Below are 21785 nucleotides of genomic sequence, written 5' to 3'. Positions count from 1 at the left end.
GCGGCAGGCCCCACCGCCAGCAGGCTGGCTCCCACAAGGGACGGGCGTCGTCCCCCCGAAAACCTGTGGGAGCCTGCCGGCGATCGGTGTCGCCGAAGATCTCCAGCGGTACTTGCATCTTCGAACGCCCGCCCGCATAACTGGCCCCATGAATCTGCCCCTCCCCGCCGACAGCGCCCTGGCAGGCTTTCATCCCGCCGTCAGCGCCTGGTTCGCCAGCACCTTCCCGACGGTCACCGCCGCCCAGGCCCGCGCGTGGCCGCTGATCCGCCAGCGCCGTTCGACCCTGATCGCGGCGCCCACCGGCTCCGGCAAGACCCTCACCGCCTTCCTCGCCGTGCTCGACGACCTCGTGCGCCGTGGCCTGGAAAACCCGGACGGGCTGCCGGACGCGACCCTGGTGGTCTACGTGTCGCCGCTCAAGGCGTTGTCCAACGACATCCGCATCAACCTGCAGGATCCGCTCGCGGGCATCACCGAGCAATTGCGCCGGATGGACCTGCCGGCGCTGGAGATCACCACCGCCGTGCGCACCGGCGACACTCCGCAGAACGACCGCGCCGCGATGCGCAAGCGCGCGCCGCACATTCTGGTGACCACCCCCGAATCGCTTTACGTGCTGCTCGGCTCGGAGTCCGGGCGGCAGATGCTCGGCACCGTGCGCACGGTGATCGTCGATGAGATCCACGCCATGGCCGCGAGCAAGCGCGGCAGCCACCTGGCCCTGAGCCTTGAGCGTTTGCAGGCCTTGTGTCCGGAGCCGCTGTTGCGCATCGGCCTGTCGGCCACCCAAACGCCCATCGAGACGGTGGCGCGGTTCCTGGCCGGCCATGGCCGCCCCTGCGAGATCATCGACATCGGCCACGCCCGGCCGAGGGACCTGGGCATCGAGGTGCCGCCCGTGCCGCTGTCGGCCGTGATGGCCAACGACGTCTGGGAACTGGTCTACGAGCGCCTCGCCACGTTGGTGCGCGAACACCGCACCACCCTGGTGTTCGTCAACACCCGGCGCCTGGCCGAACGCCTGAGCCGGCACTTGAGCGAGCGTCTGGGCAAGGACGCGGTGGCGGCGCACCACGGCAGCCTGGCCAAGGAATCGCGGCTGGAGGCCGAACAGCGGCTCAAGCGCGGCGAGCTGCGCGTGCTGGTGGCCACCGCCGCGCTGGAGCTGGGCATCGACATCGGCGAGGTCGACTTGGTGTGCCAGATCGCCTCGCCGCGCTCGATCGCCGCGTTCCTGCAAAGGGTCGGGCGTTCCGGGCACCAGGTCGGCGGCACGCCCAAGGGCCGGCTGTTCGCCACCTCCCGCGACGACCTGATCGAATGCGCGGCCCTGCTCGACTGCGTGCGCCGGGGCGAACTCGACCGTCTGCATATCCCCGAAGCGCCGCTGGACGTGCTGGCGCAGCAGATCGTCGCCGAAGTCAGTTGCCGGGAATGGGACGAAGCCTCGCTGCTGACGCTGCTGCGCCAGGCCGAACCCTATGCCGGCCTCGACGACAAGCACTATCAGGCGCTGCTGACGATGCTCGCCGAAGGCTACAACGGCCGCCAGGGCATCCGCAGCGCCTACCTGCACCGCGACGCCGTCGGCCGCACCCTGCGCGGCCGGCGCGGCGCGCGGCTGACCGCCGTGACCAGCGGCGGCACCATCCCGGACAACGCCGACTACAGCGTGCTGCTGGAGCCCCAGGGCCTGAATGTCGGCAGCGTCAACGAAGATTTCGCCGTGGAGAGCATCGCCGGCGATGTGTTCCAGCTCGGCAACACGTCCTACCGCATCCTGCGGGTGGAGACCGGCAAGCTGCGGGTCGAGGACGCCCAGGGCCAGCCGCCGACCATCCCGTTCTGGCTCGGCGAAGCGCCGGGACGCAGCGCCGAACTGTCGGCGGCGGTGGCCCGCCTGCACGCGCAGCTCGACGCCTTGCTCGGCGCCCACCCTGGCGACCTGCAACCGACCCTCGACTGGCTGACCGCGACCCTCGGCCTGAACCCCGAAAGCGCCGAGCAACTGGTGGACTACTTGGCCCGCGCCCGCCAATCCTTCGGCGCCCTGCCCTCCCAGGACACGCTGCTGATGGAGCGCTTCTTCGACGAGTCCGGCGGCACCCAACTGATCATCCACTCGCCGTTCGGCAGCCGCATCAACCGCGCCTGGGGCCTGGCCCTGCGCAAGCGTTTCTGCCGTACCTTCAACTTCGAGCTGCAGGCGGCCGCCAGCGAAGACGCCATCGTGCTGTCGCTGTCCACCAGCCACAGCTTCACCCTCGACGACGTCTGGCGTTACCTGCGCAGCGACAGCGCCGAACACGTGCTGATCCAGGCGCTGCTGGACGCACCGCTGTTCGGCGTGCGCTGGCGCTGGAACGCCGGGGTGGCGCTGGCCTTGCCGCGCTTCGTCGGCGGGCGCAAGGTCGCGCCGCAGCTGCAGCGGATGAAAAGCGAAGACCTGATCGCCAGCGTGTTTCCCGACCAGATCGCCTGCCTTGAGAACCTCGCCGGCGAGCGTGAGATCCCGGACCATCCGCTGGTCGAGCAGACGATCGACGACTGCCTGCACGAAGCGATGGACACCGAAGGCTGGCTCGCCCTGCTGCGGCGCATCGAGCGCGGCGACGTGCGCCTGGTCAGCCGCGACCTGCCGGCGCCCTCGCCGCTGGCCGCCGAGATCCTCAGCGCCCGCCCCTACACCTTCCTCGATGACGCACCGCTGGAGGAGCGCCGCACCCAGGCGGTGCTCAACCGCCGCTGGAGCGATCCGCAGTCCACCGACGACCTCGGCGCCCTCGACGCCGAGGCGATTGCCGCCGTCGCGCAAGAGGCCTGGCCGGCACCGGGCAACCTCGACGAAATGCACGAAGCGCTGATGAGCCTGGCCTGCGTCAGCGACCGCGAGGCCCAGGCCGATCCACGCTGGCCGCAATGGCTGGAGGCATTGGCCGACAGCGGACGCGCCTGCCGTTTGCGGATCGGTGCACAGCAGGAACTGTGGCTGGCGCGGGAACGCCTCGCTTGTCTGCTGGCGCTTTATCCACAGGCCGAACGGCATCCGGCGCTGGAGCCGCTGCCCGGCTTCGACGAAGCCTGGACGGCCGATGACGCGCTGGTCGAGGTGATCCGCGCCCGGCTCGGCGGCTTCGGCCCGTTGCCGGTGGAGGCCATCGGCGAACCGCTGGCGCAGCCGGCCTCGCTCATCCGGCAGGCCCTGGCCCGGCTGGAGCACGAGGGCTATGTGCTGCGTGGCCGTTTCACCCCGGGGCTGGACGTCGAAGAGTGGTGCGAGCGGCACCTGCTGGCGCGGATCCATCGCTACACGGTCAAGCGCCTGCGCCGGGAAATCGAACCGGTGACGCTGCAGGACTTCATGCGCTTCCTGTTCGACTGGCAGCACCTGTCCGCCGCCACCCAAGGCCAGGGCAACGCCGTGCTGCCGGCCATCGTCGCCCAGTTCGAAGGCTACCCGGCGGCCGCGTCGGCCTGGGACAGCGACCTGCTGCCGGCCAGGCTCAAGGACTATTCGCCGGGCTGGCTGGACGAGCTGTGCCGCAGCGGCAAACAGGTGTGGATGCGCCTGAACGCCCGACCGGCCTCGGGCGCCAGCGCCCTGCGCAGCACGCCGGTGGTGCTGCTGCCGCGCAGCCGGGTGGGGCTGTGGAGCGGGCTGACCGAGCAGACGCCGAGCGATGAACTGTCGCCCAAAGCCCAAAAAGTGTTCGAGGCCCTGAGCCTGCACGGCGCGCTGTTTTTCGACGAACTGATCCACGAAGCGCACCTGCTGCGTTCGGAACTGGAGATCGCCTTGCAGGAACTGGTGGGCGCGGGCCTGGTGAACGCCGACAGCTTTGCCGGTCTGCGGGCGCTGACCGCTCCGGCCGGCAAACGCCCGCAACGCAGCCACCGGCGCGGGCGCGGCGCCTTCGCCGGCGGCATGGACGATGCCGGACGCTGGGCCCTGCTGCGGCGCGGCGCGCCTGTGGATAAACCCAAAGCCCTGGAACACATCGCCATGACCCTGCTGCGCCGCTACGGCGTGGTGTTCTGGCGCTTGCTGGAGCGCGAAGCGGACTGGCTGCCGAGCTGGCGCGAGCTGCTCCACACCTTTCATCGCCTGGAGGCCCGGGGCGAAATCCGTGGCGGGCGCTTCGTCAGCGGCCTGGCGGGCGAGCAGTTCGCCCTGCCTGAAGCGATCCCGCTGCTGCGCGAGGTCCGCCGCCGGCCCCACGACGGCAGCCTGGTGGCGGTGTGCGGGGTCGACCCGCTGAACCTGGCCGGTACCCTGTTGCCGGGCGCGAAAGTGCCGGCGCTGGCGGGCAACCGGCTGGTGTACCGAGACGGCGTGCCAGCCGCCGCCGAGATCGCAGGCAAACAGCAGTACTGGCTGGAGCTGGCGCCGGACGACATGACGGCGCTGCGCAACAAACTGATCCAGCACCGCTAGAAACGCCCGGTCACGGGGTGCGCCGGGATCTTTGCTTCGCCGGCAAATATCAAATGCCCGCCCCTGTATTTTTCCGCAAGGCCCCAACCCCGACACTGCGCTCCATCCAATTCCCTACCGGAGTGCAGTCATGCCCATTGCCTTGCTCGCGCTGACGCTCAGCGCATTCGCCATCGGGACGACCGAGTTCGTCATCGTCGGCCTGCTTCCCACCATCGGCGCCGACCTGGGCGTCAGCCTGCCGTCCGCCGGGCTGCTGGTCAGCCTGTACGCGCTCGGGGTCGCCGTCGGCGCTCCGGTGCTCACCGCCCTCACCGGCAAAGTCCCGCGCAAGCTGTTGCTGCTGTCGTTGATGGTGCTGTTCACCCTCGGCAACCTGCTGGCCTGGCTGGCGCCGACCTATGAGTCGCTGGTGCTGGCGCGGATCGTCACCGGCCTGGCCCACGGGGTGTTCTTCTCCATCGGCTCGACCATCGCCACCAGCCTGGTGCCCAAGGAAAAGGCCGCCAGCGCGATCGCGGTGATGTTCACCGGCCTGACCGTGGCGCTGGTCACCGGAGTGCCGCTGGGCACGTTCATCGGCCAGCATTTCGGTTGGCGCGAAACCTTCCTCGCCGTGTCGGCGCTGGGCGTGGTCGCGTTCATCGGCAGCCTGCTGTACGTGCCCAAGTCCATCGCCCACAGCCAACCGGCGTCGCTGGTGCAGCAGTTGCAGGTGCTCAAGCAGCCGCGCCTGCTGCTGGTGTACGCCATGACCGCCATCGGCTACGGCGGCTCGTTCATCGCCTTCACCTTTCTGGCGCCGATCCTTCAGGACATCTCCGGCTTCAGCGCCGGGGCGGTCAGCCTGGTGCTGCTGGTGTACGGCGTGTCCGTCGCGGCGGGCAACCTCTGGGGCGGCCGTCTGGCGGACCGGCGCGGGCCCATCGGCGCCCTGAAGATCATCTTCGCCCTGCTCGCCGCCGTGCTGTTCGCCCTGACCTTCACCGCCGCCAACCCATGGCTGGCCCTGGCCACCGTGCTGGTGTGGGGCGCCGTCGCGTTCGGCAACGTGCCGGGCCTGCAGGTGTACGTGGTGCGCCAGGCCGAGCATCACACGCCACGGGCGGTGGACGTGGCGTCGGGGCTGAACATCGCCGCGTTCAACCTGGGAATCGCCGGCGGGGCGTGGGGCGGCGGGCTGATCGTCGAACACCTGGGCCTGATCCACACCGCATGGATCGGCGGCCTGGTGGTGCTGGCGGCCCTGGCGCTGACGGCGTGGAGCGGTCGGCTGGATCGCCTGGGGCCGGTGCAGGCCGAGCCGACGGCGGGCCGCGTGGTCATCGGGCACTGAGTTCTCCCGGCTGCTGTTTGCCGGCGATGACGAGCGGTCTGAGGCATTGAGGCCCGACCAGCCGCCGTCATCGCGGGCAAGTCGAGTCGTCGCACCGCCGCTCCCACAGGAATTGCGGGGGGCAGCTGAACCTGTGGGAGCCAGCCTGCTGGCGATGTTGCCAGCGAAGGCCCCCCAGGGGCGTCCTACCGCCCGTAGCCCCGCCGAAACTTTCCCGTCATGACGCCAGTCCTCCACAGACAGGGCCTGCAAACGGCCTTCGGACGGGAGGACGGCATGGCGGCGAATCCAATCGAATACCCAAGGCATCGCGGGGTGCGGCCATGAGCATCCCTGAGCCGATCGGCGTCACCGACGAGCAGGCCACGGTGTCCGTCACCACGTGCCGGTTCACGGTGCTCACCGTCAACACCCACAAGGGTTTCACCGCGCTGAACCGGCGCTTCATCCTGCCGGAGCTGCGCGAAGCGGTGCGCAGCGTGTCCGCCGACGTGGTGTTTCTGCAGGAAGTCCACGGCACCCATGAACACCACCCCAAGCGCTTCGCCGACTGGCCGACCATGCCGCAGTACGAGTTCCTCGCCGACAGCCTGTGGCCGCAGTTCGCCTACGGGCGCAACGCGGTGTACCCGGAGGGCGACCACGGCAATGCGCTGCTGTCGAAATTCCAGATCGTGCGCCATGACAACCTCGACGTGTCGATCAGCGGCCACGAGAACCGCGGGCTGCTGCATTGCGTGCTGCGCCTGCCGGGGGACGACCGTGAACTGCATGCGTTCTGCGTGCACCTGGGCCTGCGCGAAAGCCACCGCACCCGCCAGTTGATGCGGCTCGCCGAATACCTGGCCGGACTGCCCGACGACGCGCCGGTGATCGTCGCCGGCGACTTCAACGACTGGCGCCAGCAGGCCGATGCGCTGCTCGGGCCCTGTGGCCTGCGCGAGGTGTTCGCCGAGCGCCACGGCAAACCCGCACGCAGTTTTCCCGCCCGCCTGCCGGCGCTGCGCCTGGACCGCATCTACGTGCGCAACCTGAAGGCCAGCCGCCCACAAGTGCTGGCCAACCGGCCCTGGTCACATCTGTCCGACCATGTGCCGCTGTCCGTGGAGATCGAAGCATGAGCAGCGCACCGCTGGAGAAATCCACACTTGCGTCCCTGCCCGCCGCCCCGGTGCGCGAGCCCGGCGCCGTCGAGGTCGACTACGGCTGGCAAGGCAACAATCGGGTCGAACTGCTGGTGAACGGCGAAGCCTACTTCCCCCGGGTGTTCGCCGCGTTGCGCGGGGCTCAGAGCGAAATCCTGCTGGAGACGTTCATCGTGTTCGAGGACAAGGTCGGCCTCGAACTGCAGCAGATCCTCATCGACGCCGCCCGGCGCGGTGTGCGCACCACCGTCAATTTCGACGGGTTCGGCTGCGGCGAGTTGAGCGCCGGCTACCTCGCGGCGCTCAGCGAGGCCGGCGTGCACCTGCAGATCTTCGACCCGGCGCCCAAGCGCCTGGGCATCCGCACCAACTGGTTCCGGCGCCTGCACCGCAAGATCGTGGTGGTCGACGGCCAAATCGCGTTCATGGGCGGGATCAACTTCTCCGGCGACCACCTGGCGGACTTCGGCCCCGAAGCCAAGCAGGACTATTCGGTGCAGATCCAGGGGCCGGCGGTGGCCGACATCCACCACTTCGCCCTGCTGCAGAGCGGCCGCCCGGGCCGGGCGCGGTTCTGGTGGCTGCGCCGCCGCGACCGCCGGGCGCAACTGGCCCTGGACGGGCACGACGGCCAGGTGCGCCTGGTGTTCCGCGACAACGACCGGCACCCCCGCGACATCGAAGACGTGTACTTGCAGGTGCTGCGCAGCGCCCGGCGCCGGGTGGTGATCGCCAACGCGTACTTCTTCCCCGGCTACCGGCTGCTGCGCGAGATCCGCAATGCAGCCCGGCGCGGCGTCGAGGTGCGGCTGATCCTCCAGGGCCAGCCGGACATGCAAGTGGCCAAACTCGCCGCACGCCTGACCTACGACTACCTGCTGCGGGCCGGGGTGCAGATCCACGAGTACTGCGAGCGCCCGTTGCACGGCAAGGTCGCACTGGCGGACGAGGACTGGAGCACCGTCGGATCGAGCAACCTCGACCCGTTGAGCCTGTCGCTGAACCTGGAGGCCAACGTGCTGATCCGCGACCGCACGTTCAACCGCGAACTGCACGAGCACCTGGAACAGCTCAGCCGCGACCACTGCCGGGCGGTCGATCCCGCCAGCGTGCCGCGCGGGCGGCTCTGGCGCATGACCGTGGGCTTGCTGGTGTTCCACTTCCTGCGCCACTTCCCGGCCATGGCCGGTTGGCTGCCGGCGCACAAGCCCAGGTTGGCGCCGTTCACCCACACACCCGGCAGCGAAATCCGATGAGCCGCCCGACTGCCGAAGCGGCGCATCCGGCAGCGCCGGCCCGCTCCCGCTGGCACCGCTGGAAGCGCCCGCTGACGCTGCTGTTCTTCCTGGCGCTGATCGTGCTGCTGACGATGTTCGCCAGCCGCATCGAATGGGCCGAGGTGCTGCAGACCCTGGCCGACTTCAAGGCCCGCACGCTGCTCATCGCCTCCAGCCTGACGCTGCTGAGCTTTCTGGTGTACGCCAGTTTCGACCTGATCGGCCGCACCTACATCCGCCAGGACCTGACCTGGAAACAGATCCTGCCGGTGGGCCTGATCAGCTACGCCTTCAACCTCAACCTCAGCGCCTGGGTCGGCGGCATCGCCATGCGCTACCGGCTGTACTCGCGGCTGGGCGTCAGCAAGGGCAACATCGCCAAGATCCTCGGCCTGAGCCTGGCCACCAACTGGTTCGGCTACATGACCATCGCCGGCGTCGTGTTCAGCAGCGGTCTGGTGAGCATGCCGCCGGGCTGGAAACTGAGCAGCGATGCGCTGCAAGGGGTGGGCGCCCTGCTGTTGCTGGCCAGCACCGGCTACCTGGCGGCGTGCCGGTTCTCCCGGCGCCGGGAATGGTCGGTGCGGGGCGTGGAAATCAACTTGCCGTCGCTGCGCATGGCGGGGCTGCAACTGCTTCTGGGCGCCTTCAACTGGTCGCTGATGGCGGCGGTGATCTTCACCCTGCTGCCGGGCAAGCTCGACTATCCGCTGGTGCTGGGGGTGCTGCTGATCAGCGCGATCGCCGGGGTCGTCACCCACATTCCGGCGGGGCTTGGCGTGCTGGAGGCGGTGTTCGTCGCCCTGCTCCAGCACGAGGCGTCGCGGGGCAGCCTGGTGGCGGGGCTGCTGGCGTACCGGGCGATCTATTTCCTGCTGCCGCTGCTGATCACGGTGGTGATGTACCTGGTGGTGGAGGCCAAGGCCAAGGCGCTGCGGATCGAGAGAAAGGCCTCCTGAGGACGGCGTCATCGTTCCGAGGAAGCCAGCCTGCCGGCGATGGCGCCAGCAGGCATTACGCCTGATTCAGCGGGACTGGATGATGCTCAGCCGCTCACCCACCACCATCTCGGTGATCCAGTCGACCAGGATCGAGGTGTAGGCCTGCTGCGACACCGGATCGCTCAGCCCGTGGTCGGCGCCGTCGATGATGCGGTGGGTCAGCGAATGGGTCTGCTGGCACGCGGCGCGGTAACTCATGATCGTGGCGTGGGGCACGTAGTCGTCGGTCTCCGACTGCACCAGCAGCACATCCCCGGTGAACTGCGAACAGGCGTGCAGCGCCCGGTTGCTGCCGGCCGGCACCAACGTGGCGCGGTAGTCGCGCAGGTCGGCCTTGTCCAAGTCACGCTTGGGCAGGTGCCACTGCTCGTCGCGGTACAGCGCCGGCACCCGCAGCGCCAGCCAGCGCACCGGGCGCAGCGAGGTGAGGATCGCCGCCAGGTAACCGCCGTAGCTGGTGCCGACCACGGCGATGGCCGAGGTGTCGAGCGCCGGGTGGGCCAGCAGTCGGTCGTAGGCCGCGATCAAGTCGCGCAGGTTGTCTTCGCGGGTGACCCGGCTCAAGGGGATGCCGGTGCCGCCGGTGTGGCCGCGCAGGTCGAAGGTCAGGCACACGCAGCCCAGCCCCGCGATGCCCTTGGCCCGTTCCAGGTCACGCTCCTGGCTGCCGCCCCAACCGTGCACGAACAGCACGCCGGGCACCTTGGATTTGGGACTGAGGAACGTCCCGCTCATCTGTTCGTCGTCAATGTCGATTTGAATGCTTTCGCTTCTGGCCGTCATAGGCGTTGACCGTCACGTATTTGAGGAGGAAACCGCTGTGCTCCGCCGGCCCCCGGTAGACCTCGATGGCGTCCGCCGGCAGGGCCTGGTCGGTGTAGGTTTCCACGGATGAGACATACACCGCCGGCATCTGCGGATCGTTGATGAAACACTGCAGCGCCGCGACTTCAGCGCTGCTCGCGCCGCCCATGCGCCAGGATTGCTCCAGCACGCCGCTGCGCGGCTTGCCGGCGCTGTCCAGGCCTTGGGCGATGTCGTAGTTGCGACGCGAGGCGTAGAAGCGCGGGTACGCCTCATCGGCGGCGCGGTCGAACACCTGGGCCTGGCCGACGGCCAGCCGCACGTCATCTGCCAGATCCAGCGCCAGCAGGGCTTCGTAGCCGCCGCGCACCGCCAGCAGGTTCGAGCCGCCGTAGACGGCTTCGCCTGACGCGTCTTCGGTCAAGTACTGATCGCCGCAGTAACTGAGCACCGTATCGCCGATGAACGACTGGCCGACGCTGTGGGTGACCACCTCGCTCAAGTCCTGCTCCAGCACCACGCCGTCGCCGAACAGCGTTGCGGCGTCCGGCCGGGCGAGGACTTCGTCGAGGGCGTCGAGGCTGGCGATCACCTCCTGTCCCCGTCCGGCGCAGGCGTGGATCGGCTTGAGGCGGATCGGCCCGCCGTACAGCAGGTGCTCGGCGGCGGGCCGCGCATCTTCGAGGGCGAACACGCTCAGGCCGTCGAGCACGACCGTGCGCACCCGCTCGGAAAACAGCGGCGACCACCCCGCCGGCGCATGGGCCTGATGGCTGCGCAGTCCGTGGCTGATGGCTTTGGTGCAGATGAAATCGTGCTCGACGTAGCCGCCCCATAGGTCGTCCGGGCCGTGGATGCCCAGGTTCCGAGCCGCCTCAGAGCCGACGACAGTCTGGGTCGGCAGCAGGTAAAGGTCGCGGCCACGGTGCCTGGCCGGATCGAAGGCGCCGCCGAACTTCAGCCCGAGTATCTGCGCCAGCCAACGGGCCAGCGCGGTGTTGGTCTGCACCTCATGCTGCGGCGCATCGGGCCGCACCGAATGAGCGACCACCAGTTTCCTGCGGGATGTCGGGGCCATGGGCTCCCCTTCCGGCGGTTCGATGGATTCAGTCGGAAGCGGTGCAGGGATCAGGCCAGGTGCCGCCCTCGAAAAAAACCAACGGATTCAGGCGCCCGCCCATGGGCTGATGGCGCTGCGCCTGTCGCATTTTGCACGACTCGCCGAAAGTGCACGGCATTCTGCACGAAGGGTCACACAGCCTATTCGTTCCACAGAAGAGACCGCGCCGCATTCACGACGTGTTCGATTCGCTGAGCATCCGCATTCCATCCAGCCTGCATGACCGTATCCTCACTGGGCACGCCGGCATCTTTGCTCATCATCCGAGAGAGCCACCGCGGCACATCGGGGTGACCGATCTGATCGGACAGCAGTTTCACCTGCAACAGTTCGAGGTTCTTGGGATCCGTCTCCCGCTCGACCAGCGTGTCGATTATTCGGGTACGCAACCGCTGCCCCTCGATGCCCGGCGTATCCGAGTCTTCCCCGGTGCAGGCGTAAAGGATTTTTCGCCGCGCATTCACGTCTTCCGAGAGCAGGACTCGCTCAGCGAGCTCAAACACGCCGGGCCATGTCGCGTCGTGATCGATCGCTTCGCGAATGAAGCTCTCAAGGATCCGCGCCACCGGATTCGCGGTTTCGGGCAACCGCACAAGCACTTGCGTGAAAAGCGGCGCCAGCACGGCGAAACGGGCACCGATCTGTTCAGGCTTGCCCAGCCCGTAATGAAATCCGCTCAAGGCCTGCACTTCGGCTTCGCGCTGCAGCACCCGCTCGAACACACGCTCGGCGAATGCCTGGAACTGCGTGCCCGAATAACTCAGGCACACGGCCACATCGACATCAGCCAAACCCGGTGCGTTGATCAGTTTCCACACCGACGCCGCATCGCCTCCTCGCGCCAGCATGCGCAGACAGGTGGTGCGCAGCTCGGGATCGTCCGTTGCCTCCATCAACCCCGATGCGGCCTGCGCGATTTCCGGGGGGACCGGCAGTGCTGACAGGCCCCGGGCCAGCGCCTGCTTGTGCCTCACCCCAAACAGGGCCGAAGCCTGCACTTGCGCCATCAGGCCGAGCACTTGCCCGGCGTATTCTCTGGCGAGCATTTCCATCATGTCCGCGCTTTCCTTGCCCTCTGACTGCGTCAAAGCCTGGAGCGCTGCCCAGATGCAGGTCTCGGCGCCGAGAAAGAACAGCCCCCGGGCGAGGTGCCCGAGGTTGGCCTCGTCGTAATCCCCGAAGGCCGCCTCCGAGTCGAAGCGCTCAATCAGAAAACGCCAGGCATCGGACTGCGGTTCCCGCACGGCGGCCAGCATCCGCTCGCGCCAGGGCGTCACACGGAAGTTCGGCTCCCGGTCAATCCGTCTCCAATGCCTCTGGCGCCACTCACTTCCCGTCTCTGTCTTCGCCAGCGTCCAGAGCAGACGAACCCGTTGTTCGGCGCTCCATCGCCCTGATGCCATCAAGTCAAGCAATGCGTTGTCGGACTCAAGCAGCATCAGGATGCTGTTGCCTGTGTAGCCCTCACCCAGCTTCGTCGCCAAAGGCTCCAGCGAGCGCCAATCGGACAACGCCTCAAATGTCGAACAGACCAGGCTGCGGGCGATGCCGAAGCGCTCATGCCCGGCGTACTCGACCAGGTGCTCAAGTTGTTCGATGGCCCGACCCGCATCGCGCCGGGCCAGGTCAGCCAGGGCAAAGCGCAAGGCGCCCACCTTCAGGGGGAACGCCTTGACCCGATCCAGCCCGGCGATGGTTTGCGGCACATCCACATGGTGCCCCTGAAGGCGCTCCGAGATCTCGTCCGGCTCGATGCGGAACACACCTTGGTTCTGGACAATGAAGTTGGCCCGCTTGAGGGCCTCATAGGCTGAGGGGTCGAAGCCGGGCATGCCAAACACTTCTTGCTTGGCCAGCACCCCTTGCTCCGAATTCGCCAAGGCCCGCGAAAGGCGCTCGACAAACAGGCTCAACTGTTCCTCCAGGATCGTGTGTTCATTGATCACCTGACTCATGCGATGTTCGATGAAACGATCGAAGATCTGCGTCTGCTCAAGCTCAACGTCACTGCGCGCGCGGATCTGCGCACAGAACGACATCATGCTCGGATGCCGGTAGCGCGCGAGTCCGACATCCCCCAACAGAACGGCGGCGGCGAAAGCCTCCTCCTTGGAGAATTCCTGGAGCCGGATTTGCCAGCCCCCCTTCTGCGGTCGATAGACCAACGAAGAAAGCTCCAGCGGGGCCTTCAGGCGATCCATCGTTTCCTGACGCCCGGTCAGCACCAGTTGCAGTTGCGATTGGGTCAGTTGCGCCAGGCTGGCGTCCATCCATTGGCTCAGATGCCCGCTGAACGAAGACGCCCGGTCCAGGCCATCGATGATCACCAGCAGCGGCGTGTGCTTGAGCCACTGCGCCAGCTCGGGCGCTTGCAGCGGATAACCGCCGTGCTCTTGGACATACCCGACGATGAGCCGGCTCAGACTGTCATTCAGGCTCGCATCGCCGACCGCCAGGCTTTCCGCCCCGATCAGCAGGGTCGGCCGTTTCGTCACGGTTCGGCCGCGTTGCGCGCACCAGGAAGTTTTCCCCTGACCCGAGCCGCCCACGATCACCATCAAGGAGCTGGGCGCCTCGCAGAACTGTTCCAGGTGCCGATCCAGATCCACGCGCGGCACATAAAGATGGGGTATGAATTTCCCCAGCCCCAGCAATTGGTCGATCCGCTGCTCGGTCATGCCCCGGAGTATGTCTTCGAGCCGAACCTGCATCCCGGCCAACGACAACCGGTGATGGGACACATCGATGCGCTCGCGCCGCAGGATGTTCCAGAGTCCGGGACGATCCACGGACTTGCGGTTTTTTGCCATGTCGAGGCAGGTGACATTCAACAGGGTCCACGTTTGCGAAGCCTGCTGCGGATCGACGACCTGACGCAGTTTCTCTATCGCGTGATGCTGCTCCAGATCCAGGAGCGTGTCGAAGACCGACAGGTGGGTGCAGCCCAGAAACCCGCGAAAGCCCTCCTCGATGTCCGCATCCGTCTTTTTCAGTCTTTTCGACTCGTCGACGAAACAGGTTCTCAACCGCTTGAACGCCGCCCCCGTCGCCTCGCTGGTCACGCACCCTTCAAGCTTTGCGTCGCTGGCCAGATCGCGGCACGTGTTCAGCACTTGCTGCACGGCCACCCGTACCGTGCCCGACGCGGAGGAGTCCGTCGCGATGACCAGCCGATCTTCGGTGCGGGAGAAACCGTCGCTCCAGAACTGCCGGACCATCTGGTCCATCGCCTTTTTGAACTCAGGCCCCATCACCAGGCCGTGCTTGACCTGAATGTAGACCGAGCCTTCGGGCAGCAGCCGCAGCACCAGGTCGTCAACCTGCGTGGAGCTCTCACAGGTGATCGAGACAATGCTGTGCCGGTCGCTCAGTTTCCAGGGCAACGACGCCGCATGGCCCAGCAGCATCTCGACGGCGCACCATGCTCCGACCGAGCCGGCATAGACCGCCCCGCCGGTGCTGGCGGCGCCGCCGGCGGAACCTCGTGGGTTGCTGTCGGGAGAATCGTTCATGAACATCCTTGTCGGTATCGCCTGAGTCGGGGCCGATGGCCGTCAAGCACGGCCCGGTGATGGCGGCATGCTACCAAATCTCTTCCGGTAATCGCTCGGCGCCAGTCCGGTGATCTTCTTGAACGTGCCCCGGAACGCGCCGGGGTCCTGATACCCCACCGTCCACGCGATATGGTCGATGGTGCCGTTGGTGAATTCGAGCAGCTCCCGGGCCTTGCCCACCCGCAGGTGCTGGCAGTACTCGGTGGGTTTCAGGCCGGTGGCCGCGCGGAAACGGCGCAGGAAGGTGCGTTCCTCCAGGGCGGCGCGTTCGGCCATGGCCGCGAGCGACACATCGGTCGCACCGGTGCCTTGCAGCCAGTGCTGCACCTTGAGGATCGCCGCGTCGCCATGGTTGAGGATCGGCGCGAAGTTGCTGCCGCATTCGCTGGCGCTGTCGCTGTGTTCCACCACCAGGAACCGTGCGGTGGCGCTGGCGACGCTCGGCCCCAGCAACCGGTCGACCAGCCGCAGCCCCAGTTCCGACCAGGCCATCAGCCCGGCGGTGGTGATCAGGTCGCCGTCATCGACGATCGGCGTGTCGGCCTTGAGCTCGATGGCTGGATAACGTTCGGCGAACGCCTTGGCTGCCGTCCAGTGGGCGGTGGCGCGGCGGCCGTCCAGCAGGCCGCTTTCGGCCAGCAGCCAGGAGCCTACGCAGACACCGCCAAGCGTCGCGCCAGCCGCGTGTTGCTGCCGTATCCACGGCATCAGCCCGCCCGGCACCGTCGCCGCATCGAAGCCGCCGATGGAGGGAGGAATCGTCACCGCCACCAGCCCGGCATCCGGGCCGGGGCGGCTGTCGTAGACCCGCGCCGGCGCATGTTCGTCTGCCGCCCGCCAATGGCTGACCCGCAGCAGCGGGCGCTGCACGGTCTGATGTTCGGCGGCGATGGCGTCGGCCACCGCGAACAGGTCGGTCAGGCCATGCACCGCCGCCATCTGCGCGCCGGGGTAGATCAGCACCCCGAGCTCGACGACGGCCCTATCTGCGCCCATTGTCAGTTTTCCCCTGTGTAATGTCGGGGCGGCCAATCCTCGGAACGCGCCCCGTCGCCAATACTGAACCCACAGACACGCCAACCTTCGAGGACACACCCATGGCCAAGCAAGCGCTTATCCTAGTCGATATCCAGAACGACTACTTCCCCCAAGGCAAATGGACGCTGACCGGCGCCGACGCCGCCGCCGACAACGCCGCGCAATTGCTCGCTACGTTCCGCGAGACGGGCGACGCGGTGATCCACATCCGCCACGAATTCACCTCCGCCGACGCGCCGTTCTTCACCCCCGGCTCCGACGGCGCCAAGCTGCACCCCAAAGTGCTCAACCGCGCCGGCGAGCCGGTGGTGCTCAAGCATTTCGTCAATGCTTTCCGCGACACCGAACTGCAGGCGCTGCTCGACGGGCAAGGCATCAAGGAACTGGTGGTGGTCGGCAGCATGAGCCACATGTGCATCGACGGCATCACCCGGGCCGCCGCGGACCTGGGCTACGGTGTCACGGTGATCCACGACGCCTGCGCCACCCGCGACCTGGAGTTCAACGGCCTCACCGTGCCGGCCGACCACGTCCATGCCGCCTTCATGGCGTCGCTGGCCTTTGCCTACGCCAGCGTGGTGTCCACCGCCGAGTTCCTGTCGGCCAACCGCTGACCACTGTTTGAAACAACCGGAAAAACCTTGGCCCGCCCTGTTGCGGGCCTTCTTTCGTGCAGCGGAAAAAATCTCACGCGTGAGCCATTGATGGCACTTTGGATTGGCTGTAGTGTGGCTCACGCGTGAGATGTTCATAACGGAGTCATCGCCATGAAAAGCCGCTCCCCCGATGCGGAACCGAAAAGCCCGAAGGGAGTGCGCTCGACACCGTCCGCGAAGAAACCGTCGAGCTTCTACATGAAGCAGATGCGCGCGGGCCTGGCGGCCGCCGGTTATGTGAAACACGAAGCTTGGGTGCTTCCCGAGAACCGGGGCGTGCTCAAGCAAATGGAGCAACAGCTACGCCAACCGATTCTGGCTGGCTCATTCATGTCGGAGAATTACATGAGCGCAGGCAACAACTGGAACATCGATAGCCTCTACACCGCCTTCAAGGCGCTGGACGAGGTCGCTTCGCAGGAGATCACGCTGTCTCTGATCCAGAGCTCCGAACCCAGCCTCAAGCTGGAGATGAACGACTTCGGCGGCCTGCCGATTCACATCGCCATCGCCGGTGCGCAGATCATCGTCGATACCGTGCTGGTGGACATCGACTCGATCACCGACGTGCGCGCCTTCAACGACGCCGTGCTGCGCAGCCGGGAAATGTTCCCGCTGTCGTCCATCGGCATCGAGTCCATGCCCAACGGCCAGACCGTCTACAACATGTTCGGCGCCCTCAGCGCCGAGTCGAGCCTGACCAACGTGGTCACCGAGGTGAAGACCCTGGTCGACAACGTGCAGCGCGCCAGCGAAGCCTTCGCGCACTTCTTCAAGTAACCAACAGGGAAAATCCAATGACTCAGTCCATCTGGAGCAAGTTGTTCACCGCACTGCGCGGCGGCGCCAACGAAGTCGGCGAAGCGATCGTCGACCAGCAGGCCCTGCGCATCCTCGACCAGGAAATCCGCGATGCCGACAGCGCCCTGTCCAACGCCCGCCGCGAGCTGGTCACCATCATGGCCAAGCACAAGCTGTCCGCCGACCGCGTGAGCGAGTACGACGCCAAGATCAAGGACCTGGAAGCCAAGGCCGTGTCGGCCCTGAACGCCGGCCGCGAAGACCTGGCGCTGGAAGTGGCCGAAGCGATCTCGACCCTGACCAACGACCTCGACGCCGAGAAGAAGCAAAGCGACGAGTTCGGCACCTACGCCGAGAACATGCGCAAGGACATCAACAAGGCCGAGGCGCGGATCAAGAGCCTGCGCCAGCAAGTGGACATGGCCAAGGCCCGCGAAAGCGTGCAGAAGGCCCAGGTCAGCGCGTCCATCGCCAGCGGCGGCGCCAACGGCAAGCTGGAGACCGCCGTCGGTACGCTGAACCGTCTGCAGGCCAAGCAGCAACAGCGCGCCGCCGAGCTCAGCGCGGCGGACGAACTGGCCGATGCCTCGACCGGCAACGACCTGGACCGCAAGCTGCGCGAAGCCGGCATCACGCCGAACGAAGGCAGCGCCAACGCGATCCTTGAGCGCCTGAAGCAGAAGTCGGCCCAGTAAACCGCCTGCACCACCTGTGGGAGCGGGCTCGCTCCCACAGCGTTGCGCAAGATCCGGAACCGGCGGGAGCCCGCCTGCTGGCGATGGCGCCGGCGGAACCACCGCCTCAATCAGTCCCCCATCGGCAAATCCCTCTGCTCGTTCAGCCCGCAGCCCGGTACACTAGCCGCGTTTTTCGCTGACGATCACCTCCACCCGCCTCAAGGACAGTACCCATGGGATGGTTCAAAGACTTGCTGGGCACCAGCAACTGGCAGACGGCACCGCAAGCGTCCGGACCGTCAGACGGCCCGCTCGGCTTGGCGCAGGGCAAGGCAATCCGTTTCGATTCGACCCTGGGGCTTCTGCTCGACGGCAGCTCGTCGGTGCGGGTACCCGACGCCCAGGCGATCTGGAGCGCCGGCTGGATCGACCTCGGCCAGTCGAACAAGCTGCACCGCTACTACCTGGACAACGAAGATTTCTGGCTGCAGGTCCACGTGACCGGCGACGACCAGATCGAATCGGTGACGCTGTTCAACTACGTCGACTACGTGACCGTCAACAGCGACGCGGAACTGCAACGCCTGGCCGGCGCCCAGAGCCCCGTCGGCCTGCCGACCTACTCCCTCGACGGCGTGTCGTTCAGCCGTGAGTGGGGCACCGAACGCGGCCAGACCGAGCTGGTGCCGCTGACCGAACACGTCGCCAACCCGGACGAAACCTACACCATCGAACACCACTCGATGCTCTACGCCCGGGAAACCGGCCTGACCGAGCGTCGCGAACTGCTGCTGTTCTCCGTCGAACAGGACGAAGAAGGCACCGTCAGCCTGAGCACCTCGCTGGGCATCTCGCTGTACACCACCGACCTGAGCACCGTTTAAAAGGAAGTTTGCCATGCTGGAAGCGCTGTCCGTTTCCCTGAACAAGACCGCACTGGTCGGTTTCGTCGTCTACCTGATCGGCGCCGTGCTGCTGTTCATGCTGTTTCAGTTCGTCTACACCCGCATCACCCCGCACAAGGAATTCGAGCTGATCCGCGCCGGCAACAGCGCGGCGGCCATCGCCCTGTCCGGCGCGATCATCGGTTTCGCCATCCCGGCCAGCAACGTCATCGCCTACTCGATCAACCTCCTGGATTTCGTCCTCTGGGCGGTGATCGCCGCTGCCGTTCAACTGCTGGCGTTCCTGGCCACCGGCCTGGTGCTCAAGGGCACGTCCCAGCGCATCGCCAACGGCGAAATCGCCTCCGGCATTTATGTCGCCGCCGTGGCGATCAGCGTGGGCATGCTCAACGCTGCGTGCATGACACCGTCCAACTGACCGGCAGGGAGCCTGTGATGAAACGAAGCAAGTACGTCCAGATGTCCCTGGCCGCCTCGGTGGCGCTGGCCATCTCCGGCCAGGCAGGTGCGGTGGAGCAACCGCGCAGCTTCCAGAGCGTGGAACAGTGCGTGGATGCCGACGTGGCGGCGGACATCTGCTCGGATGCGTACGTCGCGGCCCTGGCCGAACACCGGCGCATCGCCCCGGCCTACGACGACAAGGCCGCCTGCGACGCGGACTTTGCCGCCGACTGGTGTCAGAAGAATTCCGCCGGCCGGTTCGTGCCCAAGCTCGGCGGCTTCAAGGTGCCGCGCAACGGCGAAGCGGTGCAGGATCTGGATGCGATCGCCGATGCGCCGATGCCGGCCGGCGAAGCCCAGGCCGCCCAAACGACCCATGTCACCCACTCGTCCGGCGGCTCGGGCAACGGTTTCCTCACCGGCCTGCTGATCGGCAATGCGTTGAGCAACAGCCGTTCGACCTACAGCCCGCCGCCGGTCTACCGCGAACGCAACACGCGCCAGACCTATGACACCTCGACGCTGAACCGGCGGATCGAATCGGCGCCGGCCAGAAGCCGGCAGGACTACGACAGCGACTACCGCAAACCGGTCAACGTGGCCTCGGCCACCTCCCGCGGCGGCTTCGGCAGTCAGTCCAGCGCCCGCAGCGGGTGGGGCGGATGGGGTCGCTCGAGCAGCTGACCATGGAAAAGATCCTGTGCGCCGAGCGCCCCGACTGGAAACAGACGGCCGAAAGCCTCGGCTTTCTGTTCCACACCATCGACGATGAGCCTTACTGGGACGAAAGCGCCTACTACCGCTTCACCCTGGCGCAGATCGAAAACGACCTTGAGGACCCGACCGCCGAACTGCACGAGATGTGCATGGATCTGGTGGATCGGGTGGTGCACAGCGAAGAACTGCTGGATCGCCTGAGCATTCCCGCACCGTACTACGACATGATCCGAACGTCCTGGCTGGAAGGTCATCCGCATCTGTACGGGCGCATGGACTTCTCCTACAGCGGCAACGGCCCGGCGAAACTGCTGGAACTCAACTACGACACCCCCACCAGCCTGTACGAGGCGGCGGCGTTCCAGTGGGGCTGGCTGGAACAGGGCATCGCGCGCGGGACGCTGCCGGCGCGCGCCGACCAGTTCAACAGCATCGACACCCGGCTGCACGAGGCCTTCGCCCATCTGCGGCTGAAACGGCCATTCTATTTCGCCTCGATGAAAGGTTCGGTCGAGGACAAGGGCACCACGGATTACCTGCGCCTGATCGCGGAAAAGGCCGGCATCGAATCGCGCCACATCGACATCGAAGACATCGGCCTGAGCGCCGACGGCCGCTTTGTCGACCTGGAGGATCGCTGGATCCCCCACCTGTTCAAGCTGCACGCCTGGGAATTCATCTTCCACGAACCGTTCGGCGCGGCGATCGCCCAGTGCGACACACAGTTCTTCGAGCCGGCGTGGAAGGCGATCCTCTCCAACAAGGGCGTCTTGCCGTTGCTGTGGGAAATGCACAACGGCCATCCCAACCTGCTGGCCGCCCACCTCGATCCGAACCCGGCCGCTGCGGTGCCCAAGGGCTGGGTGCGCAAGCCGTACTTCTCCCGGGAAGGCGCCAACATCGAACTGCAGACCGCTGAAGGCCTGACCGTCAAAGAGGACGGGCCCTACACCGATGCGCCGTTCATCCTGCAGGAACTCGCGCCTTTACCGAAGTTCGGCGACAGCTACACGCTGATCGGCTCCTGGGTGATCGGCGACCAGCCGGCGGGGATCGGCGTACGGGAAGACAACAGCCTGATCACCAAGGATTCGAGCCGGTTCCTGCCGCACCTGATCCTCGACTGAGCGGGCCTGCCATGTGGTGGTCTCATTGATGCCATCGCCAGCAGGCTGGCTCCCACACAGTGTTGTGGTGAACACAGATCGTGCATTCACCCCGAAACCCTGTGGGAGCCAGCCTGCTGGCGATGGCGACAGCCAAGGCACCGCCTCCCCCCAACGAAAAAGGCCCGTCGTGTTCAACGACGGGCCTTTTTCATTCAGCGCAGATGCAGCAGCGAATCAGAACGGAATGTCGTCATCGAAGCTGTCGAAGTCCGGAGCCGGCTGCGGTGCGGCCTGCTGCGGCGCCGGGCGCTGCTGCGGAGCCGACTGCTGAGGACGCGGAGCCTGCTGGCGCGGGGCCGATTGCTGGTAGTTGTTGCCGCCGCCCTGCTGGTAGTTGTTCTGGTCGCCCTGCTGCGGACGGCCACCCAGCAGCTGCATGGTGCCCTGCATGTCGACGATGATTTCGGTGGTGTAGCGCTTGATGCCGTCCTTTTCCCACTCGCGGGTCTGCAGCTTGCCTTCGATGTAGACCTGCGAACCTTTGCGCAGGTACTCACCGGCGATCTCGGCGACCTTGCCGAACATCGACACGCGGTGCCATTCGGTGCGCTCGACCTTCTGGCCGGTCTGCTTGTCGGTCCACTGCTCGCTGGTCGCCAGACTCAGGTTGGTCACGGCGTTACCGTTGGGCAGGTAGCGTACTTCGGGATCCTGGCCGCAAGTGCCGACCAAGATGACTTTGTTAACCCCACGGGCCATAACGTTC

At 66.6% G+C, this 21785-nt stretch carries 17 protein-coding genes; 12 read left to right on the top strand and 5 right to left on the bottom strand.

Going from position 1 to position 21785, the window contains the following annotated elements; genetic code table 11:
* Positions 1-148 precede the first annotated feature (148 nt).
* The 5 genes from CAG31_RS24010 (at position 149) to CAG31_RS23990 (ending at position 9155) form a co-directional block, all read left to right on the top strand.
* Positions 149-4438, top strand: coding sequence for a DEAD/DEAH box helicase (locus CAG31_RS24010; protein ID WP_085585853.1), 4290 nt, complete (start codon positions 149-151; stop codon positions 4436-4438).
* A gap of 130 nt (positions 4439-4568) precedes the next feature.
* Positions 4569-5774, top strand: a complete 1206-nt coding sequence (locus CAG31_RS24005) for an MFS transporter (RefSeq protein WP_085585851.1) — start codon at positions 4569-4571, stop codon at positions 5772-5774.
* 323 nt (positions 5775-6097) lie between these two features.
* Positions 6098-6895 carry an endonuclease/exonuclease/phosphatase family protein gene (locus CAG31_RS24000; RefSeq protein ID WP_085585849.1) on the top strand — a complete coding sequence of 266 codons (798 nt, stop codon included), beginning with the start codon at positions 6098-6100 and terminating at the stop codon, positions 6893-6895.
* Complete coding sequence (gene clsB / locus CAG31_RS23995; RefSeq protein WP_085585847.1) at positions 6892-8175, top strand: cardiolipin synthase ClsB; 1284 nt, start codon at positions 6892-6894, stop codon at positions 8173-8175. Before CAG31_RS24000 ends, clsB begins: the two co-directional genes overlap by 4 nt.
* Positions 8172-9155 (top strand): lysylphosphatidylglycerol synthase domain-containing protein, encoded by a 984-nt coding sequence (locus CAG31_RS23990; protein ID WP_085585845.1) that lies wholly within the window; start codon positions 8172-8174, stop codon positions 9153-9155. The genes clsB and CAG31_RS23990 overlap by 4 nt, the downstream gene beginning before the upstream one ends.
* 66 nt (positions 9156-9221) lie before the next feature.
* Here the strand turns inward: CAG31_RS23990 and CAG31_RS23985 are convergent, their stop codons facing one another.
* The 4 genes from CAG31_RS23985 to CAG31_RS23970 form a co-directional block, all read right to left on the bottom strand.
* Complete coding sequence (locus CAG31_RS23985) at positions 9222-9980, bottom strand: S9 family peptidase (RefSeq protein ID WP_085585843.1); 759 nt, start codon at positions 9978-9980, stop codon at positions 9222-9224.
* Positions 9943-11079, bottom strand: coding sequence for a DUF3182 family protein (locus CAG31_RS23980; protein WP_085585841.1), 1137 nt, complete (start codon positions 11077-11079; stop codon positions 9943-9945). Before CAG31_RS23980 ends, CAG31_RS23985 begins: the two co-directional genes overlap by 38 nt.
* A 182-nt stretch (positions 11080-11261) precedes the next feature.
* Positions 11262-14633 carry a hypothetical protein gene (locus tag CAG31_RS23975; protein WP_085585839.1) on the bottom strand — a complete coding sequence of 1124 codons (3372 nt, stop codon included), beginning with the start codon at positions 14631-14633 and terminating at the stop codon, positions 11262-11264.
* 42 nt (positions 14634-14675) lie between these two features.
* Positions 14676-15671 (bottom strand): GlxA family transcriptional regulator, encoded by a 996-nt coding sequence (locus tag CAG31_RS23970; protein ID WP_085585837.1) that lies wholly within the window; start codon positions 15669-15671, stop codon positions 14676-14678.
* A 101-nt stretch (positions 15672-15772) separates the two neighbouring features.
* On the opposite strand from CAG31_RS23970, the gene CAG31_RS23965 reads away from it, so the two are divergent.
* The 7 genes from CAG31_RS23965 (at position 15773) to CAG31_RS23935 (ending at position 21037) form a co-directional block, all read left to right on the top strand.
* Complete coding sequence (locus tag CAG31_RS23965; protein ID WP_085585835.1) at positions 15773-16327, top strand: cysteine hydrolase family protein; 555 nt, start codon at positions 15773-15775, stop codon at positions 16325-16327.
* Between the two features lie 153 nt (positions 16328-16480).
* Entirely contained in the window at positions 16481-17149 is a 669-nt protein-coding gene (locus CAG31_RS23960) for a YjfI family protein (RefSeq protein WP_085585833.1), read from the top strand.
* Between the two features lie 17 nt (positions 17150-17166).
* A complete protein-coding gene (locus CAG31_RS23955) occupies positions 17167-17865 on the top strand; it encodes a PspA/IM30 family protein (protein ID WP_085585831.1) in 699 nt (232 codons plus the stop codon).
* A 215-nt stretch (positions 17866-18080) separates the two neighbouring features.
* Complete coding sequence (locus CAG31_RS23950; RefSeq protein ID WP_085585829.1) at positions 18081-18731, top strand: DUF2491 family protein; 651 nt, start codon at positions 18081-18083, stop codon at positions 18729-18731.
* A 13-nt stretch (positions 18732-18744) separates the two neighbouring features.
* On the top strand, positions 18745-19170 hold the full coding sequence (locus CAG31_RS23945) for a DUF350 domain-containing protein (protein WP_085585826.1): 426 nt from the start codon (positions 18745-18747) through the stop codon (positions 19168-19170).
* Positions 19171-19187: 17 nt separating this feature from the next.
* Positions 19188-19877 carry a DUF1190 domain-containing protein gene (locus tag CAG31_RS23940; protein ID WP_085585824.1) on the top strand — a complete coding sequence of 230 codons (690 nt, stop codon included), beginning with the start codon at positions 19188-19190 and terminating at the stop codon, positions 19875-19877.
* Positions 19878-19879: 2 nt separating this feature from the next.
* Positions 19880-21037, top strand: a complete 1158-nt coding sequence (locus CAG31_RS23935; protein WP_085586010.1) for a glutathionylspermidine synthase family protein — start codon at positions 19880-19882, stop codon at positions 21035-21037.
* Positions 21038-21253: 216 nt separating this feature from the next.
* On the opposite strand, the gene CAG31_RS23930 is transcribed toward CAG31_RS23935, so the two are convergent.
* Entirely contained in the window at positions 21254-21778 is a 525-nt protein-coding gene (locus tag CAG31_RS23930; protein ID WP_085585822.1) for a single-stranded DNA-binding protein, read from the bottom strand.
* Positions 21779-21785 lie beyond the last annotated feature (7 nt).

This window comes from Pseudomonas sp. R25(2017), from assembly GCF_002112565.1.
Lineage (GTDB): Bacteria > Pseudomonadota > Gammaproteobacteria > Pseudomonadales > Pseudomonadaceae > Aquipseudomonas > Aquipseudomonas ekonensis.
Note: the sequence above shows the minus strand (reverse complement) of the source record. Positions and strands in the feature narration are given on the sequence as shown.

Bases quoted from the DNA above. Each gene is read 5' to 3' on its own strand.
- CAG31_RS24010 (WP_085585853.1), top strand. From the start codon at position 149: ATGAATCTGCCCCTCCCCGCCGACAGCGCCCTGGCAGGCTTTCATCCC.
- CAG31_RS24005 (WP_085585851.1), top strand. From the start codon at position 4,569: ATGCCCATTGCCTTGCTCGCGCTGACGCTCAGCGCATTCGCCATCGGG.
- CAG31_RS24000 (WP_085585849.1), top strand. From the start codon at position 6,098: ATGAGCATCCCTGAGCCGATCGGCGTCACCGACGAGCAGGCCACGGTG.
- clsB (WP_085585847.1), top strand. From the start codon at position 6,892: ATGAGCAGCGCACCGCTGGAGAAATCCACACTTGCGTCCCTGCCCGCC.
- CAG31_RS23990 (WP_085585845.1), top strand. From the start codon at position 8,172: ATGAGCCGCCCGACTGCCGAAGCGGCGCATCCGGCAGCGCCGGCCCGC.
- CAG31_RS23985 (WP_085585843.1), bottom strand. From the start codon at position 9,980: ATGACGGCCAGAAGCGAAAGCATTCAAATCGACATTGACGACGAACAG.
- CAG31_RS23980 (WP_085585841.1), bottom strand. From the start codon at position 11,079: ATGGCCCCGACATCCCGCAGGAAACTGGTGGTCGCTCATTCGGTGCGG.
- CAG31_RS23975 (WP_085585839.1), bottom strand. From the start codon at position 14,633: ATGAACGATTCTCCCGACAGCAACCCACGAGGTTCCGCCGGCGGCGCC.
- CAG31_RS23970 (WP_085585837.1), bottom strand. From the start codon at position 15,671: ATGGGCGCAGATAGGGCCGTCGTCGAGCTCGGGGTGCTGATCTACCCC.
- CAG31_RS23965 (WP_085585835.1), top strand. From the start codon at position 15,773: ATGGCCAAGCAAGCGCTTATCCTAGTCGATATCCAGAACGACTACTTC.
- CAG31_RS23960 (WP_085585833.1), top strand. From the start codon at position 16,481: ATGAAAAGCCGCTCCCCCGATGCGGAACCGAAAAGCCCGAAGGGAGTG.
- CAG31_RS23955 (WP_085585831.1), top strand. From the start codon at position 17,167: ATGACTCAGTCCATCTGGAGCAAGTTGTTCACCGCACTGCGCGGCGGC.
- CAG31_RS23950 (WP_085585829.1), top strand. From the start codon at position 18,081: ATGGGATGGTTCAAAGACTTGCTGGGCACCAGCAACTGGCAGACGGCA.
- CAG31_RS23945 (WP_085585826.1), top strand. From the start codon at position 18,745: ATGCTGGAAGCGCTGTCCGTTTCCCTGAACAAGACCGCACTGGTCGGT.
- CAG31_RS23940 (WP_085585824.1), top strand. From the start codon at position 19,188: ATGAAACGAAGCAAGTACGTCCAGATGTCCCTGGCCGCCTCGGTGGCG.
- CAG31_RS23935 (WP_085586010.1), top strand. From the start codon at position 19,880: ATGGAAAAGATCCTGTGCGCCGAGCGCCCCGACTGGAAACAGACGGCC.
- CAG31_RS23930 (WP_085585822.1), bottom strand. From the start codon at position 21,778: ATGGCCCGTGGGGTTAACAAAGTCATCTTGGTCGGCACTTGCGGCCAG.